Source organism: Candidatus Methylomirabilota bacterium, assembly GCA_035709005.1.
Lineage (GTDB): Bacteria > Methylomirabilota > Methylomirabilia > Rokubacteriales > CSP1-6 > 40CM-4-69-5.
Genome location: DASTFB010000047.1, coordinates 81017 through 98946, shown reverse-complemented (window position 1 = coordinate 98946; position 17930 = coordinate 81017). Strand labels below are relative to the sequence as shown.

Sequence of the window (17930 nt, the reverse complement as noted above, 5' to 3'; positions counted from 1 at the left end):
CCAGCCAGCTGCGGGAACGTGCTACTCTCGGCTCCCGGTGACGCCCAGAACCCTTCGCGACAAGTACTGCATCGTCGGTGTCGGCGAGACCGAGTACTCGAGGAACTCGGGGCGGACCACCCGGGCCATGGCCGTGGAGGCGATCGGCAAGGCGATGGCCGACGCGGGGCTGCGTCCGACCGACATCGACGGCATGATGAGCTACCAGAACAACGACTCGACCCCGGCGAACTGGGTCGCCGCCGACCTGGGGATCCGGCTGAACTTCTTCATGGACGTCCTCGGAGGCGGCTCCTCGACCGAAGCGCTGATCGGCCTGGCGATGGGGGCGATCGAGGCCGGGATGTGCCAGGCGGTGGCGATCTTCCGCTCCATGAACGGTTACAGCGAGCTGCGCATCGGCGGCACCGGGCCCCGGGCGGCGGCCCCCGTGCGCGGGCAGGACCTGGCCCAGGTGCCGTTCGGGATGCGGAGCGCGGGGCAGAACTTCGCGCTGACCTTCATGCGCCATATGTACGAGTACGGCACGACCTCGGAACAGGTGGCGCACGTAAAGGTTACGCACAGCAAGCACGCCTCGCAGAACCCCAAGGCCCTGCTGAAAGAGCGCGTCACCGTCGAGGATGTCGTGAGGTCCCGCTGGATCGTCAAGCCGCTGCACCTGCTCGACTGTTGCCTGGAGACCGATAACGCCACGTGCCTCATCGTGGCCCCGGCCGAGCGGGCTCGCGACCTGCGGCAGCGTCCCGTCTACATCATGGGCGTGGCCGGGCGGGTCTCCAAGCCGCGCACCGACTTTCACTGGGCCCACGGGCCCATCACCCGGGTGGCCGGCTACTACGCCCGGGACATCGTCTTCGGGCAGGCCGGCATCACCCCGGAGGATGTCGACATCACGGGATCCTACGACGCCTTCACCTTCACCACGATGCTCCAGCTCGAGGAATACGGCTTCTGCCGAAAGGGCGAGGGCGGGCCATACGTGTCCAGCGGGATCATCGAGCTCGGCGGCCGGCGCCCCAACAACACCGCGGGCGGCCACCTGTGTGAGGGCTACACCCACGGGATGTCGATGGTCATCGAGAACGTGCGCCAGCTCCGCGGCACCGTGGACGACTACTGCCCCCGGGCCGCCGAGGGCGTGCACGGCTACGACTACGCGCCGGGCCGGTGCCGCCAGGTCCGGGACCCCGAGATCGCCATGAATCTCGGGTGGGCCATGCCGCCGACGGGCAGCGCCGTTATCTTGCGCCGGTGATGGACCAAGGTCGGGACTCAGATATGGTCAGTGAACAACCGGGCGCGTCCTTCCGGCGGGGCATGGGCGTGGCGAAGCGGGTGGGTCGCGACTCTGATCGGGTGATCGAACAAGATCGAGCGTCGTTCCGGCGGGGTGCGGGCGGGCGCGAGCCCGGGTGCCCGCACCCTGTTCAATGATGCCCGAGCCCGTCCACTACCGGGGGATGCCGTTGATCGTCCCGGACAACGACTCGGAATGGAAGGAGTACTTCGCCCTGGCCCGGCAGCATCGGCTCATGCTGCGGCGCTGCCGAGCGTGCGGGCTGATGCGCTACCCGCCGACGCACGCCTGTCCCTGGTGTATGGAGCTTCAATGGACCTGGCAGGAGGCCAGCGGCCGCGGCACCATCTACTCCTACGAGATCGTCGTGCACGCGATCCAACCCGGGTTCAGGGAGGTCACGCCCTACCCGGTCGTGCTGGTGGAGCTGGACGAACAGCGGGGCAGACCCACATCCGACGAGGCGCTCCGGATGGTCGCGAATCTGATCCGGCCGGACGGGACCATGGAAGACTCGCGGAACGTGGCCATCGGCCGGCGCGTCCGCGCGGTCTTCCAGGACCTCGCCGATCAGTTCACCCTGGTGCAGTTCACGCTGACTGACGAGCCGCCGGAAGGGCGCGTCTGGCGGCTGCCCGAATGAGGCCCGAGGAGCGGCCTATTCGGGATACAGCATCAGGTTGACCGACACCCGGCGCCGCTTGGCCGCCGCTTCCTTGCTGTCCCGGTCGAAGATCGGGCCCAGCCCGACCGCCTGGATGCGCGGCATCTCGACGCCCTGCTTGACCAGGTACCGTCGCACCGCCTCGACCCGCCGCTGACTCAGCCCGACGTTATAGTTGGTCGTCCCCACCGGGTCCGTGTATCCCTGGAGATCCACGGTCAGCCGGGGGTTCTTCTGGAGCTCCTGGATGATGGACCGGAGCGCGGTCTCGGCGCCATCGTCCAGATCCCAGCGGTCGAACCCGAAGTGGACGGACACCGTCTCCACCTGCTGGCGGGTATGACGCTGGGACCAGAGCCGGGTCAGCCGCTTGTCGGTTTCCTCGGCCTTCGTCAGGGCGGTGTTGGCGCGGTCGCTGACGTCACCGACGGACCGCTCGATCCCCTGGACCTTGGTGTTCAGGCCGGCGATCCGATCGGCGTGTTCGACGATGCGCGCGGCCTGCTCGCGGGCCTCGGCGTCGGCTCTGGCGATCTTCTGGTCTTGCTGGCCGACGACCTCACGCACCCACTTTTTCGTCGCGCAGCCGGTAGTGAGGGCAACGATGCCGAGGAGAACTATGACTGACGTGCCAATGTGTCGCATGACTCCCCCTTGTGAGCGGTCCGTCGCGCGGGTGCAAGGACCTCGCCAGGACCGTGCTTCTGAAAATCCCGCGCCAAATCGCTGAGCGGCGACATGTGCGCGTCGCTTCAGCGACGGCGCCGACGTCGCGCAGTCATCGGGCTGACGCAATGTGCAACCGCTTACCCGGATGCGGGCCTGGTGAGTCTGTAAAGAATTTCCGCGAACGCCTGATCCGCGAGCTCCTGCACTTCTGCTCGGGTGAGGGGCTGGATCGGGTGCGGCACGACGACCGGCCGGTAATCGGTAGCTCCCAGCGCCTGGGCCTGGGCCCGGGCCGCGTTGACGAACTCGGCGGAGACGACCGTCGCGGTCGGGATGCCATGATCCTCGAAGAATACGCCGTCGTGCACACTGCACGTGGTGCAGGACCCTCAATCGGCGAGCGCCTCTACCAGGACGTCGGTGGCGCCCACGATCTCCTGACGGAGCTCCTCGGGGGCCGGCCGGGCGAACGTCGGCTTGCGCTTCCGGACGATCGCCTTGGCCCGGGTTCGGGCCCGCAACAGCTCCTCGATCCGGTCCAGGAGGTGGTTCCCTTTGGCCTTGGAAATATCGAGCAACGTGATCACCTTGCCGTCCAGCGTCGAGGGCCGCGGAGCCACCTTGCGGGGCACGGCGACCGAGTCGGTGGGGTCCAGGAACTCCTCGGACATGGGCACCTCCTTCAGGGAGTCGGAATCCGGCGGAACACGAGGCGAGAGGCCCGCGCGAAGGTCCACCCCGGCACGATCGCCGAGAAGCGGCCCGCCGTCCCGCCGGCCACCAGGATCTTGATGTTGTCCGCCGACCGGAACTTCGTGATGGGCGTCTCGTCACGCTGGGGGTCGGGGTACTTGGCCAGCACGTGCTCGGGGAGCCCCGTGCCTCCGTTGCGGCCAGGAACGAGCTCGCGCACCGGCCAGCGCAACCGATCGTGGAGGAACCGCCTGATATCGTCCTTGCTCCAGCCATCGCCGGCGATGGTGCGGGCGTGCTCGGGCCCGAGGACGAGCAGGCTGTCGCCCCAGTGCGTCATCTTGTGGTTGACGATCACGGCCAGGCTGGCCGCGATGGTGCCGAGCAGATCGGTCGCCGTCCGGCTCACGTGATCGTAGACGCCGAGCGGCGCGTCAGCGGCCAGCACGGCGACGACGCTCTCGCTCGGCCCGAACCCGTGCTCGACGGCCAGCGACGTCCAGGGGTTGGCCTCCTCGTGTTCCCCGATGCAGTACGTGTAGTGACCGGGGTGGGCCAGTGTCGACATGCTCACTCCGCCGGCGCGAGCCCCACCGATGTTGCGGCAGACCAGGCGGACGGCCCGTCCGATGGTGGCGTTGGCCCGGGCGCCCGGACCGAACACCGCCGCTCCGCAATTGATCCCGAGCGTCCCTCGCACCGGGCCATTGACGATCACCAGGGGCGTCGGCGCATTGGTGGTCGCCGCCACGCCGTGCAGGTCGAACGATTCGTCGCAGACGGCCTCGACCGCCGCCACGACGACCGGCAGGTACTCGGGCCGGCACCCGGCCATGACGGCGTTGACCGCGATCTTCTCGATGGTGGCGCGCCCGTAGTTGGGCGGGACCAGGGCCACCAGCTCGTCGGGGTCTCGTCCCGAGGCCGCCACCGCCAGGCGCACCCGGTCGGGCGTGGGCAGCACGACGGGCAGCCCGTCGGTCACGCCACGGGCGTGGAGCTCTTCGAGAGAATCAGCGGCCGCGGGAGTCGGTGGGGAGCCTGCCGGCGCCATGGCCGGAGGCTATCACAGTCGAGCGGGGACGCGACGACGGTAGCGCTTGCCCCACTGCGTCGCGCGGAACCGGCGCAGGCAGTGGCCGCAGCGGAAGGGATAGATGTAGGCGACGCTCAGCAGGTGGTCGACGACGCCCACCCGGGGAATGCGGTGGACCCGCATGCTCTGGCAGTGGGGCAGATGGTGCCCTGATTTATACTCCAGCGATACCATCGACCTCGCCTCCCCGACCATAGGACCGATGCCTGGCGCTACTGGCGGCACACCCGAAAGTTAGCGTAGTCCCCCTGGGCACTGGACTCGGTGTCGTCGGAGTCGGTGAGGACGGCGATGCCGGCGGGCTTGGGGACCTCGCTCACCTCGAAGTATCGGAGGTAGTCGTCGCGCACGTTGACGCGCTCGTCGACCCACTCCCCGAGCCCCACGCGGCCGCTGCGCAACACGCGGACCTGGGTGAGCCCGTAGTTCGAGCTCAGTCGCGTTCCCGCCGGCACCGTTTCGCTCCAGATGTATTTGACGGCCCGGGGCCCTCGGATGCGGGAGTGGGGCACGGCCATGTAGACCGCCAGCGCGCTGTCGTTCTCGCCGTGCTGCTCGTCGGCTCCTCGGGGAAACTGCCGGGGGCGCCAGCTCCAGGCCAGGACCGGGTAAGCGTTGAGGTCCCACTCGTAGGGTTTGGCCGCCTGGACCCCCAGCCCTTTGGAGTGGGCGTGGAGGAAGCGCCTTCCATCCTCTTCCTGGACTCGGTATACCGTCTGGCCTTCCGCCTTGCGGGCGCGCCAGTCGCGGGGGAACTGTCCCAGGCCCCCCCCGAAGTCCTCGATCGCCAAGCAGTCGTCCTCGGCGCGGGCCGTGGACCCGGCGAAACCGGCGCCCATCTGGACGACGAGGGACGCGCTGATCAGGCCGAGGAGGGCACGGTCGATCAGCGCCCGCGCCGCCACCAGTGATGCACGAGGTTGTCGACCACCTCACCGAGTTGGCCGACGGTCCGGCACTCTCGGACCAGGTCACACGCCGGCGCGTAGAGCGGCATGACGCTGTCCCCGACGCCCCAGCCCCACTGGCCCTCGGGATTCAGCCAGATGATGCCCTTCACCCGCTCGCGAATCATCCTGAGCGCCCAGGCCTGAGGATCGTTATAGTTGTTGCGGGCGTCGCCCAGGAGCAGGATGGTCGTCCGGCGGTCCAACGTCTCGAGCTGGCCGCGCACGAACTGACTGAAGGCATAGCCGAAGTCCGAACGGCAGTGATAGTCCACCGGCGCGGCCTTGAGCGCCCACTCGATGGCCCGCTCGACCGGATAGGCGCCGAACGCCTCCGTCACTTCGGCCATCTCCGAGACGAACACGAACGACCGCACACGGCTGAAACACTCCTGCAAGCTCCACACCAGCTGCAGCATGAAGCGCGAGGCATTGCGCACGGAGTCGGAGACGTCGCAGATCGTGATGAGCTTGGGCTTGTCGCGGTGACGCCGGCGCAGGGCGATCTCCATGGGGACCCCGTCCCAGGCCAGGCTCTTGCGGATCGTGCGTCGCGTGTCGATCCTCCCCCGCTCTTGCTGGCGCTGGCGGAGAGCCAAAGCGTCTTTGATCTTGCGGGCGAGGCGGGCGACCACCGCCTGCATCTGGGCCACTTCCTCGGCCGTCAGGGCGAACAGCGGCTTGTCGGACAGGACTTCGCGGGTGAGCCGTTCACCCTGGCGCCAGGCCCGGCGCTCCAGCTCGCGCTCGACGTGCTGGCGGATCATCCGCCGAAAGGCCTCGAGGCGCAGCTCCAGATAGTTGCGGATCCGCGCGAGCTGCCCGGGATCGAGCCCGCGGGTCGCCAGCAGGCGCAGGAGCTCCTCCAGGTCACGCTCGATGGCGGCCAGATCCAGCTGATCGCCGACCCGGCGGGAGAAATAGCCGACCTGGAGCCCGTACATGAGCCGTTCCAGGCTGGCGTTGCGGCTACCGGAGCGGATCGCCATCTCCATCTCGCCCCCCTGGCCGCGGAGCAGAAGCTCGGTGAGGGGGTCGAGCTCCAGCGACTCGTCCGCCAGCAGCTCGTCGAGGAGGTCCTGGACCCGGGGATCCTCGGGGCCCAGCGCCTTGCGCAACCCCTCGCCCAGGGCCTGCAAGTCGAGAAAGTAGAGGTCGAAGATCCGGTCGAACGTCGCGCGGTCACGGGCTTCCTTCACCAGAGTCGCGCCCAGCGCCGTCTTGAACGTCTCCCGGTCCTCGAGGCCGACTTGGGAAGCGGCGGCCAGGGCGTCGAGCGCCTCCGAGGGAGAGATCCGCAGCTCGGCCCGACGGAGGTCACCGATGAACTCGAGGATGCGTTCGTCCATGTCGAGGGCCGCGGTCGTCAGGGCGCCAGAACCTTGTCCAGGGCGCCGCGCACGCGCTCCAGGTCCTTCTCGTACTTCACCAGCATGGTCAGCGTGGATTCGACCATCTCCGGATCGAGCCGCTGGGCGTTGAGGATGACCAGCGAGCGGGCCCAATCCAGTGACTCCGACACGGAGGGTGGTTTGCGGAGGTCCATGGCGCGGATCTTCTGGACGGCCGCCACCACGGCTCCGGCCAGCTGTTCCGAGATCTCGGGGACCTTGAGCCGGATGATCTCGAGCTCCTCGGCCGGCGCCGGAAAATCGATGAAGAGGTGCAGGCAGCGCCGCTTGAGCCCGTCGGAGAGCTCGCGGGCGTTGTTGGAGGTCAGGACCACGAGCGGAATGTGCTTGGCCCGGATGGTGCCGAGCTCGGGCACCGAAACCTGGAAATCGGACAGGACCTCCAGGAGGAAGGCTTCGAATTCCGGCTCGGCCTTGTCGATCTCGTCGACCAGCAGCACCACAGGGCGCTCGGCCAGGATGGCGTTCAGCAGCGGGCGTGGCGACAGGAACCGGAACGAGAAAAAGGCGTCGTCCTGGCCGGCGATCTTGACCACGGCGTCGGGCAGCGACGGGGCATCGGCGATCAGCTCGCCGATACGCTCGCGCAGGAGCTGCGTGTAAAGGAGCTGTTTGGCATACTTCCACTCGTACAGTGCCTTGCCTTCGTCGAGCCCCTCGTAGCACTGTAGGCGGATCAGGGGCCGCTCGGACACGTCGGACAGCGTCTTGGCCAGCTCCGTCTTGCCGACGCCGGCCGGACCTTCGATGAGGACAGGCCGCCCCATTCGCTCGGCCAGAAAGACGACGGTGGAGATACGTCGGTTGGCGATGTACTTCGCGCCCCGAAACCGCTGCTGGACGTCCTCGACGGACTCGAACATGGAGGCTCCCTGTGCGCGGCGCGCACCGACTGAACGTTGAGTCATTGTAACGTACAATTGCGAGACCGACTTGAAGGAGGGAGCATGCGTTCGCGGCAGACGCTTCGCGCACTCGTCGGTCGCAAGGCCGGTCTCGTCGTCCCCGGCGCATACGACGCCGTCTCGGCCAAGCTCGTCGAACGCGCCGGCTTCCCCGCCGTCTACATGACGGGCTACGGCACCTCGGCCTCCCGGCTCGGACTGCCCGACCTCGGGTTTGCCGGGCTCGCCGAGATGGCGGACCACGTCCGCAACCTGGCCGCCGCCGTGCAGATCCCCCTCATCGCCGACGCCGACACCGGGTATGGCAACGCCTTGAGCGTGCGCCGCACCGTGCAGACCTACGAGGCGGCCGGGGTGGCCGCGCTGCACATCGAGGATCAGGTGGCCCCCAAGCGGTGCGGACATCTCTCGGGACACCAGGTCGTTCCCCGGGAGGAGTTCGCGGGCAAGATCCGGGCGGCCATCGAAGCACGTACCGATCCCGATCTGCTCATCATCGCCCGCACGGATGCCATTTCCGCCGTCGACTTCGACGAGGGATTGCGCCGCGGCGACGCGGCGGCCAAAGCGGGCGCCGACGTGCTCTTCATCGAGGCGCCGCGCACGGAGGAGCAGGTCGCCCGGATCGCCCGCGAGCTGACCACTCCGCTGCTGTACAACTACGCCCCCGGAGGGCGGTCGCCGCTCCTGCCGTTCGCCAGCCTCCGCCAGCTCGGATACGCGGTGATCCTGTTGCCGGTGGACACGTTGCTCGTGGCGGCGAAGGCCATCGCCGACTTTCTGCGCGAGCTCAAGCGCCGTGATGACGTCGGGGCGCTCGTCGACCGCTACCTGCCCTTCCGTGAGTTCAACGACCTGATCGGCGTCACTGCACAGCTCGCCCTGGCCGAACGCTACAAGGCCGAAGCCGGTAGCTGAGCCGGCCGACGGGACCGGGCAAAGGGCCCGACCTCCGGGCACCTCGCCCGCGCCGCGGCGGCCCGCAGTGCGGTAACCGTTCGATTTTCCTCGCCGGCGATTGTGGCACGTCGCCTGCTGACAGACGACGGCACGAGCTCACCGATTCACGGATCGGAGGTGGTCGAAACCACCGGCGAGGAGAGAGCGATGCACACGAGCGTGTGGTACGAACTGGCGCTGCTGGAGTTATCGGGGAACGATCCCTTACGTGAGCGACTCCGCGAGGCCGAGGCGGTACAGATGCCGTCGACTGAGCCGGAGGCGGCGGAGCCCGCGGGGGCGCAGCCGGACGTGGCGGAGCCGGCGACGGCCCAGCCCGAACGTGCGGCCGAGCAGGAGGACTGGACCTGCTAGCGTGCGCCGGCTCAGAGCTTCGGCGCGAGGTCTGAGGCGAACCGCTCGAGATGCTCCATCTCGTCGAAGACGGGATTGAGCATCAGCAGGCCAGCCCCGGCCCGTACGACGCGGCCCAGGCCATCCAGGCATGCGTCGACGTCGCCGTACACGGCGACCTGACCGGCCAGCTCGGGGCGGCCGTAGAAGGCTCGGAACCACTCGCCCAGGCGGCGCGCGGCGAGATCCCGATCGCGATCGATGGCGAGGTAGACGCGCTTGCCGATGGGAAAGCGGTCGGGATCGCGCCCGGCCTCACCCAGAAACCGCCTCAGCCCCCTGACCTCCTCGGCGAACTGCTCGGTGGAGACGGAGCCGGCGCCCATGAATCCGTCCCCCAGCATCGCCGCCCGCCTCAGGGCATCGGGGTGGTGGGCGCCGAACCAGATCGGCGGATGCGGCTGCTGCACCGGCTTGGGCTCCATGGCGACGTTGTCGAGCGTATGGAACTCCCCGGCGAAGCTCACACGGGGCTCGGTCCACAGCCGCCGTAGCAGCTGGATGCCTTCGGCGAAGCGCGCCGCCCGACGGCCGGCGGGAAGGCCGAAGGCGGGATAGATCCTGCGGTTGCCGCCGAGGCCGACGCCGACGATCAGCCGGCCCCCGCTCAGCTGATCGAGCGAGGCCAGGCTCTTGGCCAGCTGCACCGGGTTGCGCAGGGCGGTCAACAGCACCGCGGAACCCAGGGCGATCCGCTCGGTGACCGCGGCGGCGTAGGTGAGCAGGGTCACCGGCTCCAGGCTGGGAATCGTGCCGACGATCTGCTCCACGACCCAGGCGCTGTGGACGCCCAGCTGCTCGGCGCGGGTCAGGAACGCCCGGATGCCACGGCGGTCCACGGAGCCGGTGAGGAACGTCTGCGGGATCGCGACGGCGAGCTGGACTCTGGCGTTCACGGGCACCTCGTCGCGTCGGTCGACAGCGCCGGCATCGTACCACAAGCCCGCAGGGCGCTCCCCGAGGGCCGGTGATGGTATAGTTGGGCGCCGGAAACACGGAAGGTCCGGAGAGAATCCATGGGCGCCCCCAAAGAGATGATCGTGCAGGCTGTGGACCGGCTGGCCGGCGATCTCGAAGCGTTGTCCCGAACGATCCACGACAACCCGGAGCTCGGATACCAGGAGGTGAAGGCCGCCGGCTGGCTCGTGGAGTTCCTGTCCAAACAGGGCTTCACCGTCGAGCCGGGTGTGGCCGGCGTTGCGACGGCCTTCCGAGCCACGCTCGAAACGGGTGAAGGCCCGACGATCGCCATCATGTGCGAATACGACGCGCTGCCCGCGATCGGGCACGCCTGCGGTCACAACGTCATCGCCGCCGCGGGCGCCGGCGCGGGAGCGGCGCTGGCCGCGATGAAGGAGCGCCTGCCCAGAGGCCGCATCCGCGTCATCGGCACGCCGGCCGAGGAGGGGGGCGGCGGCAAGGTCAAACTGATCCGCGCGGGCGTGTTCGGCGATGTCGACGCGGCGCTGATGGTCCACGGCTGGGCGGCCTGGGTTCCCCATCAGGACTTGCTCGGCATCGTCCGGGTCAGCTTCGAGTTCACCGGCAAGGCCGCGCACGCTTCCGCCTATCCCTGGGATGGCGTCAACGCCCTGGACGCCGTGATCCAGACCTTCAACAACGTGAGCATGATGCGTCAGCAAATGCGGCCCGATGCCCGCATTCACGGCATCGTCACGCACGGCGGCGCGGCGCCCAACATCATCCCGGAGTTCGCCGCCGCGACGTTCTACGTACGGGCTCCCCGGATCGACGCCATGTGGGATCTCCACCGCCGGGTCATCGCCTGCGCGGAGGGCGCGGCCACGGCCACCGGCTGCTCCCTCAAGGTGATCGAACGGCAGGAAACTGCGTACGAGCCGTTCAAGCGGAATGCCGCGCTGGTGGAAGCGTTCCGGGCGAATCTGCAGCGGTTCGGGGTGACCGAATCCCCGGAGGACAAGGAACACCTCGGCTCCTCGGACGTCGGCAATGTGAGCCAGGTCGTGCCCACGATCCAACCGCTCGTCAAGATCGCCCCGGACGGAACCCCGATCCATTCGCGCGCCTTCGAGGCCGCGGCCGTCAGTCCCCTCGCCCGCGAGGGCCTGCTCATCGCAGCCAAGACGCTGGCCCTGACGGCCTACGACATACTGGCCGAGCCCATGCTGCTGGCCCAGATTCGAAAGGAGTTCGCGGCCACGTGAGCGCGGCGGCCGACGCCATCAAGACCGGGCTCGCCGAGGCCGTCGACCGTCTGGGCGACGAGCTCGAGCAGCTGTCCCTCAGGATCCACGGGCATCCCGAGCTGTGCTTCAAGGAGGAGCAGGCGCACGCCTGGCTCACGGAGTTCCTGGAGCTCCACGGCGCGCGGGTCGAGCGGGGTGTCGGGCTGCCTACGGCGTTCCGCGCCACCATCTCCGGCGCCGGGCCCGGCCCCCGCGTAGCCATCCTCTGCGAGTACGACGCCCTGCCCGGCATCGGGCACGCCTGCGGCCACAACGTCATCGCCGCCGCCGGCGCGGGAGCCGGGGCCGCGCTGGCGTTGGGTCGGCTTCCGTTCGCCGGTGAGATCCAGGTGATCGGTACGCCGGCCGAAGAGGGCGGGGCCGGCAAGGTCAAGCTCCTGGAGGCCGGGGTGTTCCGTGACGTGGACGCCGCACTGATGATCCACGGACGCTCGGGCACTCGGGTGTGGCGGCCCAGCCTGGGAATCGTGAAGGTGAAGGCCGAGTTCTTCGGACGCGCGGCGCACGCCTCCTCGTGGCCCTGGCGCGGGGTGAATGCCCTCAACGCCGTCATCCAGCTCTTCGTGGCTCTGGACGCCATGCGCCAGCAGCTGCGCCCGGACGCGCGCGTGCACGGCGTCATCGTGAACGGCGGCGCCCAGCCCAACATCATTCCCGAGCACACCAGCGCCGACTTCTATCTGCGGTCGTTGGACAGGACGTACTGCTTCGAGCTGCTCCGTCGGTTCCAGGCCTGCGCCGACGGCGCCGCGACGGCGACCGGCTGCACCGCGAAGGTGACGGCCGATCCCGTCGTCCACGAGCCGCTACGGCCCAACGCCACCATGGCTCGACTGTTCGCCCGGAATCTCGCCTTGATCGACGTCTCGGAAGATCCCGAAGACGGCGACGCCGGCTACGGCTCGACGGACTGCGGCAACCTCAGCCATGCCGTCCCCACGATCCATCCGTACGTGCGCATCTCGCCGGACGGGGTGCCCGGCCACTCCCGAGAATTCGCCGAATGGGCGCGCTCGCCGATGGCCCGGGCTGGCATCCTCGTGGGGGCCAAGGCCCTGGCCATGACCGCCCTCGACTTGCTGGCGTCACCGGATGCGCTCCGGCAGGCCAAGGACGACTTCGCCCGCGGTGGCGCGGCGCCCTGAGGATCGGCGAGCGAAGACACCCATGCCCACGAGTGCCGGCGCTGACGGGGATCGTCGGGGACGGACGCTGGCCCGTCACGCTCGCGGTGATCTTGCTTGCGACCGGGGGGTGCCTGGCCGTGCTGCAGGCCCCGCCCGCCACGGCGACTGCCGTGCTGAGGAACGCCCGGGACGAGGTCGTCGGGACAGCGTCGCTGGCCCAGGTGACCGGTGGCGTCCGGATTGTCGTTACCGTGAGCGGCCTGCCCCCCGGTGACAAGGGCGTCCACATCCACGAGATGGGGCGATGCGATCCACCGAGCTTCGCCTCGGCCGGGGGGCACTTCAACCCGACCCGGAGGGGGCACGGAATCCTGAACCCCGCCGGCCCCCACGTCGGCGACCTCCCCAACATGCGGGTCGACGCCGATGGAACCGGCCGCCTGGAGACGTTCACCGAGCGGGTCACCCTGGGCACCGGGTGGAACTCGCTCCTCGATGACGCCCGCGCCCTGGTCATCCATGCCGCTGCCGACGACCACCGTACGGACCCCACCGGCAACAGCGGCCCCCGCCTCGCCTGCGGAGTCCTCGTCAAGCCATAGGCCGGAGGGAGGCGGCGAGGACCTTCTTGGCCTGACCCAGGTGATCGAGGACGTGCAGGCGCCACACGACGGCGTAGGCTTTCCAGTCGAGCTCCTCGATCCAGTGATCCGGCGTGCAAGTTCCCCCGGGGCCGGGAACATTGACCACCATGATCAGCGGGGCCCGAGCCGCGGTCTCGAAATCCGAGGGGACGGCCGCCAGGACGCCGAGGATGTCGTCATGGAGCCGCGCAAGCTCGGTGCGCAGCCAGGGCCAGGGCCTCAGCATCGGCGCTTTGGATTGCAGCCCGGCCGGAATGGGAGGACCGGGCGGCCGCTGCCCGCCGAGGAGGCAGCGCAGCTCGTCCAATCCCGCGCGATGTGTCTCGAGCAGGTGATCGGCGATCTCCTGCACCGACCATTCTCCGGGGAGCGTCCGCCGGGCCGCCACGTCGGGCGAGCGGGTGTCCAGCAACCCTCCCAGCGCGGCGAACGCCGCAGCGACGCGATCGTGAATGACCGCGGCGGCCGCCTGGCTTCCCCGGGTCGTCAGATACTCGCGTGCCTTCCGCCGCAACTCCGCTGATTGAGCCACCATGATTCCTCCCCGGCGGGATGTCCCGTTCAGCGGGACGACGTATCGCCCGAGCGCCCACGGCGGCGCTCGGCGGCGCGTTCGGACTCCAGGCGCTCCAGCGCGACCTCGGAGTGGTCGGCAAAGGTCATGGCCGCGGCGATGGCCCGATGCCCGGCGCGCTCTCCGATCAGCCGGTGCATCGTCTGAGCCAGCCGCCGGTAAGTCGGGTGTCCCTGGGGCGCGCTCCGCAGCTCGATGACATGCATGGCCTCCCGCGCGTTCATCTCCATGTAGAACCGCACGCGGTAGGCCATGGCGACCGCGTAGGAGGCGACGTCGGTAAGGCCGTGGGCGGCGATCGCGTCGTGCAGCGCCGCGGAGGCGTCCATCACGCGCTCCCAGTCCGCGCGCGCGCCCACCTCGTCCACCGCCACGGGAACCGTGTAGCCATGGGCGGGCGTGAGCCGCTGCCACTCCAGCGTGAGCAAGCGGTGGCGTTGCAGATCGCGGAAGGCGCCGTAGTCGGCCAGGATGTCGAAGCGGTAGCCCGTACGCTCGAAGGCCCGGCCGGGCTTGTGCCGGCGGTTGCGCCGCTTGCCGACGTAGGCGTGGAGCACGGCGAGCCGCTCCTCGGGGCTCAAGCGGCGGGCCAGGGCGAGCAGCTGGTCATCGGGCAACCGGGACGCGGCGTAGAGCGCGGCGGCCACGACTTTCACCTCGCCGTCGGGGTCGAAGTCCGACAGTGTCACCTCCTCGCGCGGCTCGGGGGACGCCTCACCGAGCACGTCGGCGGCCACGCGCCGGGTGGCCTCTCGCGTGTCGGCCAGGTAGGCCGACCAGGCGCCGCCCCGGTCGGCGAGGTCCACTCGTCTGAGGAAGGCCGGGATGACCTTGCGCAACTCCCGCAGCATGAGGTCGGCGCAGGCGCGGACCTCGGCCAGCGGATGCGCGCGCATGCGCAGTAGGAGCTGCTCGTAGGCCTGGCCGGTGCCGTAGATGCCCACGTTGGACACGGACGCCGCGGGCAGCAACCCGCGCAGGGTGTCGAGGGCCTTGGCCCGGATGGTGAGGCGGTGCACCTGTTCGGAGTCCCCACCGGCGCGGGGGAAGCGCCCTTCGTAGAGCTCGCGCAGCCGCGGCAGCCACCGACGGTAGGTCTCGAAGGCCTGGTCCAGCGCGGCGACGTACCGATCTCGGAGCGGCCCCTCCAGCTCGGCGGGGACGTGATACCGGTAGCGGCCATCCGGCCGGTCGTCGTAGGGGATGTAACGCGTGGACTGCTCGAGGTAGGCCATGAGGCGCCCCCACTCGAGCACCTTGGTGAGGATGTTCGAGGCTCCCTCGCAGGCGAGGTGGACCCCGCCCAGCTGGGCGACCGAGTCGTCGCCGTATTCCAGCAGCACCCGCTCGTAGAGGGCGTCCGCCCGAGCCGTGCGGACACCGGGGCCCGAGTCCGCGCCTCGGGCCGATTCCACGTCGCTTCTGAACTCGTCGAGGAACAGCCGGCGAAGCGACTTCGGCGAGCGCGAATACCGGGCGAAGAGGGCGCCCTTGACGACCTCGGGCAAGTTCACCAGGGCGAAGACCGGGCCGTCGAGGTCGGTGAAATACGGGGCGAGGGCCGCGCGTTCCTCGGGGGTGAGGCGCTCCATCATCTGCGCACGATCTTACCCCGGCCCGCGGCCCGGCTCGTCTACCCCCGCCGCATGTAGGCGGGGGCCTCGCCGGACAGAAAGTCTTCGCGAGGCGGCGAGAAGACGTCGACGACCTCCGTATCCTCGGGGAACCACGCCTCGTGCTCGACTCCGCCGGGAATGACGGCGATGTCCCCCGCTCGGCACGTGCGCCGCTCGTCACCGAGGCGAAACTCCATCCGGCCGGACAGCATCCAGAAGATCTGCTCGTGCGGATGGCGGTGGGCCGCGGCGTGGGCGCCCGCCTTCATGGACCACCACACGATCATCTCCCGGTCGCCGGTCAGTATCCGGCGGCTGATCTTGTCGGTCACCCGTTCCTCGGGCAGCTTCTCGAGAGCATGGAAGCCTGGCATGAGTGCCATCCGGTCCTCCTTGATCCGTCGGCTGCCCACCCTAATCGCCGACCTCCGGGGAGTCAACTCAAGAAGGGCCGTCGCCGGCAACCCGCCTCACGGGCCAGGGTACAATGCGGCCCGCAAAAGGAGAATTCCATGGGCCGACTGAAGATCGGTTTCATCCCCATCGAGGGCGGCCACTACTATCGCGAGGCGCTCGAAGAGGTGTGTCGGGCCGAGGAGCTGGGGTTCGACTCCGCGTGGATGGAGGAGCACCACTCGGTGACGAATCACTACTGGCCCTCGCCGCTGACCGTGCTGGCCGGCTTCGTCACGCGCACGACCCGCCTGAGCCTCGGGACGGACATCCTGGTGTCCGCCTTCTACCACCCGGTGCGGCTGGCCGAGGACGTGGCCCTCCTCGACGTGATGTCCCAGGGTCGGTTCACGCTGGGCATCGCCATCGGCTACAAGCCCGACGAGTTCGCCCTCTACGGCGTGGATCTGGAGAAGCGGGGCGCGCGCTTCGAGGAGCAGCTGGCCATCATGAACGGGCTGTGGTCGGGGGAGCGGGTGCAGTTCAAGGGCCGCTACTACACCGTGGACGGGCGGCTCGAGCCTCCGCCCCTGAGCCAGCCGCACCCGCCGCTCTGGATCGGCGGCTGGGGCGAGATCACGCTGAAGCGAGCCGCCACGCTGGCCGACAACTGGATCCCCGGCCCCACGGCCGGCCTCGAACGGCTCCTGGACGGCAAGCGGCGGTTCCTCGAGCACCGCAAGGCCGCCGGACGGGACGGGCCCATCGCCGAGTGGCCGCTCACCCGCGACGTCATCATCGCCGACAGCGACCGGCGGGCCCGTGAGCTGGCCGAGCAGCACATCATGGTCGCCTACCGTAAGGAGTACGCCGGCGGGTGGCGTCATCCCTTCATCGACGCCTCCATCGCCACCGACTTGGACCGCCTCATGGAGGACCGGTTCATTATCGGCGGACCCGAGCAGTGCATCGCCCAGGTCGAAAAGTTCGTCGCGCGATACGGCATGACCCACCTCATCTGCCGGATGTTCTTCCCCGGCATGCCCCACGCGCACATCGTGCGGGGACTCGAGCTCATCGCCCGCGAGGTGATGCCGGCCTTCCGCTAGTGCAGCGGTTCTAGGCTGTTTGATGGCTAAAGATGCGGATTTAAAGGTGTGGCGGGCGGTCCAGCATGGACGCTAAATGTCTGATATACTTACGTTTCAGCGGCAGCGGCCGCATGAAAGGAGTGGTGGAGCCTGTCTTTGGTGTACCGGGTCGATCGATCGTATGCCTGGAACTACGCTCACGCCCCTGCGCTCCCGCGTCCCCGTCATCTGCCCTCGCCCACGGGCGGACATCTCCTCGGCTACGCCCTGAACTCGCCGCTCGGCATCGCCGCCGGGCCCCTGCTCAACTCCAAGTGGGTGGAAGGCTATGCCCGCCTGGGCTTCGACGTGCTCACCTACGCGACGGTCCGGTCGCGGCCGCATCCGGCGCACAACCTGCCGAACATCCGGCTCGTGGACAACCGTGAAGAGGTCGCCGTGGCTGGCCGGCGAGGACACCTCAACGGCACGACCATCGCCGTCTCGCTGGGGTTGCCCTCGATGGAGCCCGAGGTGTGGCGCAAGGACATCCGGCGGGCCAAGGACCGGCTGCGGGCCGGCCAGATCCTGGTGGCGAGCGTGGTGGGCACCCCGGCGCCCGGTGAAGGGCCCGAAGGGTTCATCGGCGATTACGCCCGGTGCGCGCGATGGGCGGCCGAGGCCGGCGCCGACGTGATCGAGGTGCACCTGGCCATCCCCAACCCGTACGGCGAGCCGGGGCAGATGGTCTACGAGCACGTCACGCTCTCGGCGCAGATTCTCCACCGGGTCCGCACGAGCGTGGGCGTCCCGCTGCTGGCCAAGCTCGGCGTGTTCCGGAGCCCGCGTGCACTGCACGACACGATCTCTCGCGTGGCCCCATGGACCAACGGCTTCGTCCTCGTCCACGGCATTCCCCGGCGTGTGATCGACGAGGGGGGCAACGCGGCCTTCGAGGGCAGTGGCCGCGAGTGGGCCACCGTCGTGGGGTCGGCGACCTTCCCGGTGGCCTACCGGCACATCGCCGAGATGCTGGCCTGGCGGCGCGCAGGAGAATGGCCCCACGCGGTGCTCGCGGTCGGCGGCATCTCGACGGTGGCGCGCGCGCGGCAACTGCTGCGCGAGGGGGCCAATGCCGTGTTGGTCGCCACGGCGGCGCTCGAAGATCCTCTGTTCGCGACCCGCTTCCGGCAGACGGTCACCTCCGCGGTCGCCTGAGCCGGTTCCTCGCCGCGTCAG

At 69.2% G+C, this 17930-nt stretch carries 20 protein-coding genes; 9 read left to right on the top strand and 11 right to left on the bottom strand.

Annotation, left to right across the window (positions count from 1 at the left end):
• Positions 1–37: 37 nt before the first annotated feature.
• The gene (locus VFR64_07290) at positions 38–1258 is read left to right on the top strand and encodes a hypothetical protein (GenBank protein ID HET9489541.1); all 1221 of its coding nucleotides are present in this window, start codon (positions 38–40) and stop codon (positions 1256–1258) included.
• Positions 1259–1433: 175 nt separating this feature from the next.
• Positions 1434–1943 carry an OB-fold domain-containing protein gene (locus VFR64_07285; GenBank protein ID HET9489540.1) on the top strand — a complete coding sequence of 170 codons (510 nt, stop codon included), beginning with the start codon at positions 1434–1436 and terminating at the stop codon, positions 1941–1943.
• Positions 1944–1958: 15 nt separating this feature from the next.
• On the opposite strand, the gene VFR64_07280 is transcribed toward VFR64_07285, so the two are convergent.
• From VFR64_07280 to VFR64_07250, 7 genes are all read right to left on the bottom strand, one after another.
• Entirely contained in the window at positions 1959–2531 is a 573-nt protein-coding gene (locus VFR64_07280) for an OmpA family protein (GenBank protein ID HET9489539.1), read from the bottom strand.
• Between the two features lie 239 nt (positions 2532–2770).
• Positions 2771–3304 carry a UGSC family (seleno)protein gene (locus VFR64_07275; protein HET9489538.1) on the bottom strand — a complete coding sequence of 178 codons (534 nt, stop codon included), beginning with the start codon at positions 3302–3304 and terminating at the stop codon, positions 2771–2773.
• Positions 3305–3315: 11 nt separating this feature from the next.
• Positions 3316–4311, bottom strand: coding sequence for a hypothetical protein (locus VFR64_07270; protein HET9489537.1), 996 nt, complete (start codon positions 4309–4311; stop codon positions 3316–3318).
• 81 nt (positions 4312–4392) lie between these two features.
• A complete protein-coding gene (locus VFR64_07265) occupies positions 4393–4596 on the bottom strand; it encodes a hypothetical protein (GenBank protein ID HET9489536.1) in 204 nt (67 codons plus the stop codon).
• A 38-nt stretch (positions 4597–4634) separates the two neighbouring features.
• Entirely contained in the window at positions 4635–5327 is a 693-nt protein-coding gene (locus VFR64_07260; GenBank protein HET9489535.1) for a DUF3047 domain-containing protein, read from the bottom strand.
• The gene (locus VFR64_07255; GenBank protein HET9489534.1) at positions 5309–6718 is read right to left on the bottom strand and encodes a VWA domain-containing protein; all 1410 of its coding nucleotides are present in this window, start codon (positions 6716–6718) and stop codon (positions 5309–5311) included. Before VFR64_07255 ends, VFR64_07260 begins: the two co-directional genes overlap by 19 nt.
• A 17-nt stretch (positions 6719–6735) precedes the next feature.
• Positions 6736–7644 (bottom strand): MoxR family ATPase, encoded by a 909-nt coding sequence (locus tag VFR64_07250; GenBank protein ID HET9489533.1) that lies wholly within the window; start codon positions 7642–7644, stop codon positions 6736–6738.
• Between the two features lie 84 nt (positions 7645–7728).
• On the opposite strand from VFR64_07250, the gene VFR64_07245 reads away from it, so the two are divergent.
• Together VFR64_07245 and VFR64_07240 are read left to right on the top strand one after the other, a co-directional pair.
• Positions 7729–8604: an isocitrate lyase/PEP mutase family protein gene (locus VFR64_07245; protein ID HET9489532.1), complete on the top strand. Its 876-nt coding sequence runs from the start codon at positions 7729–7731 to the stop codon at positions 8602–8604.
• 189 nt (positions 8605–8793) lie between these two features.
• On the top strand, positions 8794–9000 hold the full coding sequence (locus VFR64_07240; protein HET9489531.1) for a hypothetical protein: 207 nt from the start codon (positions 8794–8796) through the stop codon (positions 8998–9000).
• 11 nt (positions 9001–9011) lie between these two features.
• Here the strand turns inward: VFR64_07240 and VFR64_07235 are convergent, their stop codons facing one another.
• Positions 9012–9935 carry an LLM class flavin-dependent oxidoreductase gene (locus VFR64_07235; protein ID HET9489530.1) on the bottom strand — a complete coding sequence of 308 codons (924 nt, stop codon included), beginning with the start codon at positions 9933–9935 and terminating at the stop codon, positions 9012–9014.
• Between the two features lie 120 nt (positions 9936–10055).
• Here VFR64_07235 and VFR64_07230 point away from each other — a divergent pair, with 120 nt between their 5' ends.
• From VFR64_07230 to VFR64_07220, 3 genes are read left to right on the top strand one after another with little or no spacing between them, the layout of a single operon-like run.
• Positions 10056–11225, top strand: a complete 1170-nt coding sequence (locus VFR64_07230) for a M20 family metallopeptidase (GenBank protein ID HET9489529.1) — start codon at positions 10056–10058, stop codon at positions 11223–11225.
• Entirely contained in the window at positions 11222–12412 is a 1191-nt protein-coding gene (locus VFR64_07225; protein HET9489528.1) for a M20 family metallopeptidase, read from the top strand. Before VFR64_07230 ends, VFR64_07225 begins: the two co-directional genes overlap by 4 nt.
• Positions 12413–12444: 32 nt before the next feature.
• The gene (locus tag VFR64_07220; GenBank protein HET9489527.1) at positions 12445–12996 is read left to right on the top strand and encodes a superoxide dismutase family protein; all 552 of its coding nucleotides are present in this window, start codon (positions 12445–12447) and stop codon (positions 12994–12996) included.
• Here the strand turns inward: VFR64_07220 and VFR64_07215 are convergent.
• Genes VFR64_07215 through VFR64_07205 form a run of 3 tightly spaced genes read right to left on the bottom strand, consistent with a single transcriptional unit; the run spans position 12986 to position 15611 of the window.
• On the bottom strand, positions 12986–13573 hold the full coding sequence (locus VFR64_07215) for a DinB family protein (protein HET9489526.1): 588 nt from the start codon (positions 13571–13573) through the stop codon (positions 12986–12988). The genes VFR64_07220 and VFR64_07215 overlap by 11 nt on opposite strands.
• Before the next feature lie 26 nt (positions 13574–13599).
• A complete protein-coding gene (locus VFR64_07210; protein ID HET9489525.1) occupies positions 13600–15207 on the bottom strand; it encodes an FAD-dependent thymidylate synthase in 1608 nt (535 codons plus the stop codon).
• Positions 15208–15245: 38 nt separating this feature from the next.
• Positions 15246–15611, bottom strand: coding sequence for a cupin domain-containing protein (locus VFR64_07205; protein ID HET9489524.1), 366 nt, complete (start codon positions 15609–15611; stop codon positions 15246–15248).
• 129 nt (positions 15612–15740) lie between these two features.
• Between VFR64_07205 and VFR64_07200 the strand changes: the two genes are divergently transcribed.
• Together VFR64_07200 and VFR64_07195 are read left to right on the top strand one after the other, a co-directional pair.
• Positions 15741–16730, top strand: coding sequence for an LLM class flavin-dependent oxidoreductase (locus tag VFR64_07200; protein ID HET9489523.1), 990 nt, complete (start codon positions 15741–15743; stop codon positions 16728–16730).
• Positions 16731–16871: 141 nt separating this feature from the next.
• The gene (locus tag VFR64_07195) at positions 16872–17909 is read left to right on the top strand and encodes a hypothetical protein (GenBank protein ID HET9489522.1); all 1038 of its coding nucleotides are present in this window, start codon (positions 16872–16874) and stop codon (positions 17907–17909) included.
• The last annotated feature ends 21 nt before the right edge of the window (positions 17910–17930 follow it).

Bases quoted from the DNA above. Each gene is read 5' to 3' on its own strand.
- VFR64_07285 (HET9489540.1), top strand. From the start codon at position 1,434: ATGATGCCCGAGCCCGTCCACTACCGGGGGATGCCGTTGATCGTCCCG.
- VFR64_07265 (HET9489536.1), bottom strand. From the start codon at position 4,596: ATGGTATCGCTGGAGTATAAATCAGGGCACCATCTGCCCCACTGCCAG.
- VFR64_07255 (HET9489534.1), bottom strand. From the start codon at position 6,718: ATGGACGAACGCATCCTCGAGTTCATCGGTGACCTCCGTCGGGCCGAG.
- VFR64_07250 (HET9489533.1), bottom strand. From the start codon at position 7,644: ATGTTCGAGTCCGTCGAGGACGTCCAGCAGCGGTTTCGGGGCGCGAAG.
- VFR64_07245 (HET9489532.1), top strand. From the start codon at position 7,729: ATGCGTTCGCGGCAGACGCTTCGCGCACTCGTCGGTCGCAAGGCCGGT.
- VFR64_07240 (HET9489531.1), top strand. From the start codon at position 8,794: ATGCACACGAGCGTGTGGTACGAACTGGCGCTGCTGGAGTTATCGGGG.
- VFR64_07230 (HET9489529.1), top strand. From the start codon at position 10,056: ATGGGCGCCCCCAAAGAGATGATCGTGCAGGCTGTGGACCGGCTGGCC.
- VFR64_07215 (HET9489526.1), bottom strand. From the start codon at position 13,573: ATGGTGGCTCAATCAGCGGAGTTGCGGCGGAAGGCACGCGAGTATCTG.
- VFR64_07210 (HET9489525.1), bottom strand. From the start codon at position 15,207: ATGATGGAGCGCCTCACCCCCGAGGAACGCGCGGCCCTCGCCCCGTAT.
- VFR64_07205 (HET9489524.1), bottom strand. From the start codon at position 15,611: ATGGCACTCATGCCAGGCTTCCATGCTCTCGAGAAGCTGCCCGAGGAA.
- VFR64_07200 (HET9489523.1), top strand. From the start codon at position 15,741: ATGGGCCGACTGAAGATCGGTTTCATCCCCATCGAGGGCGGCCACTAC.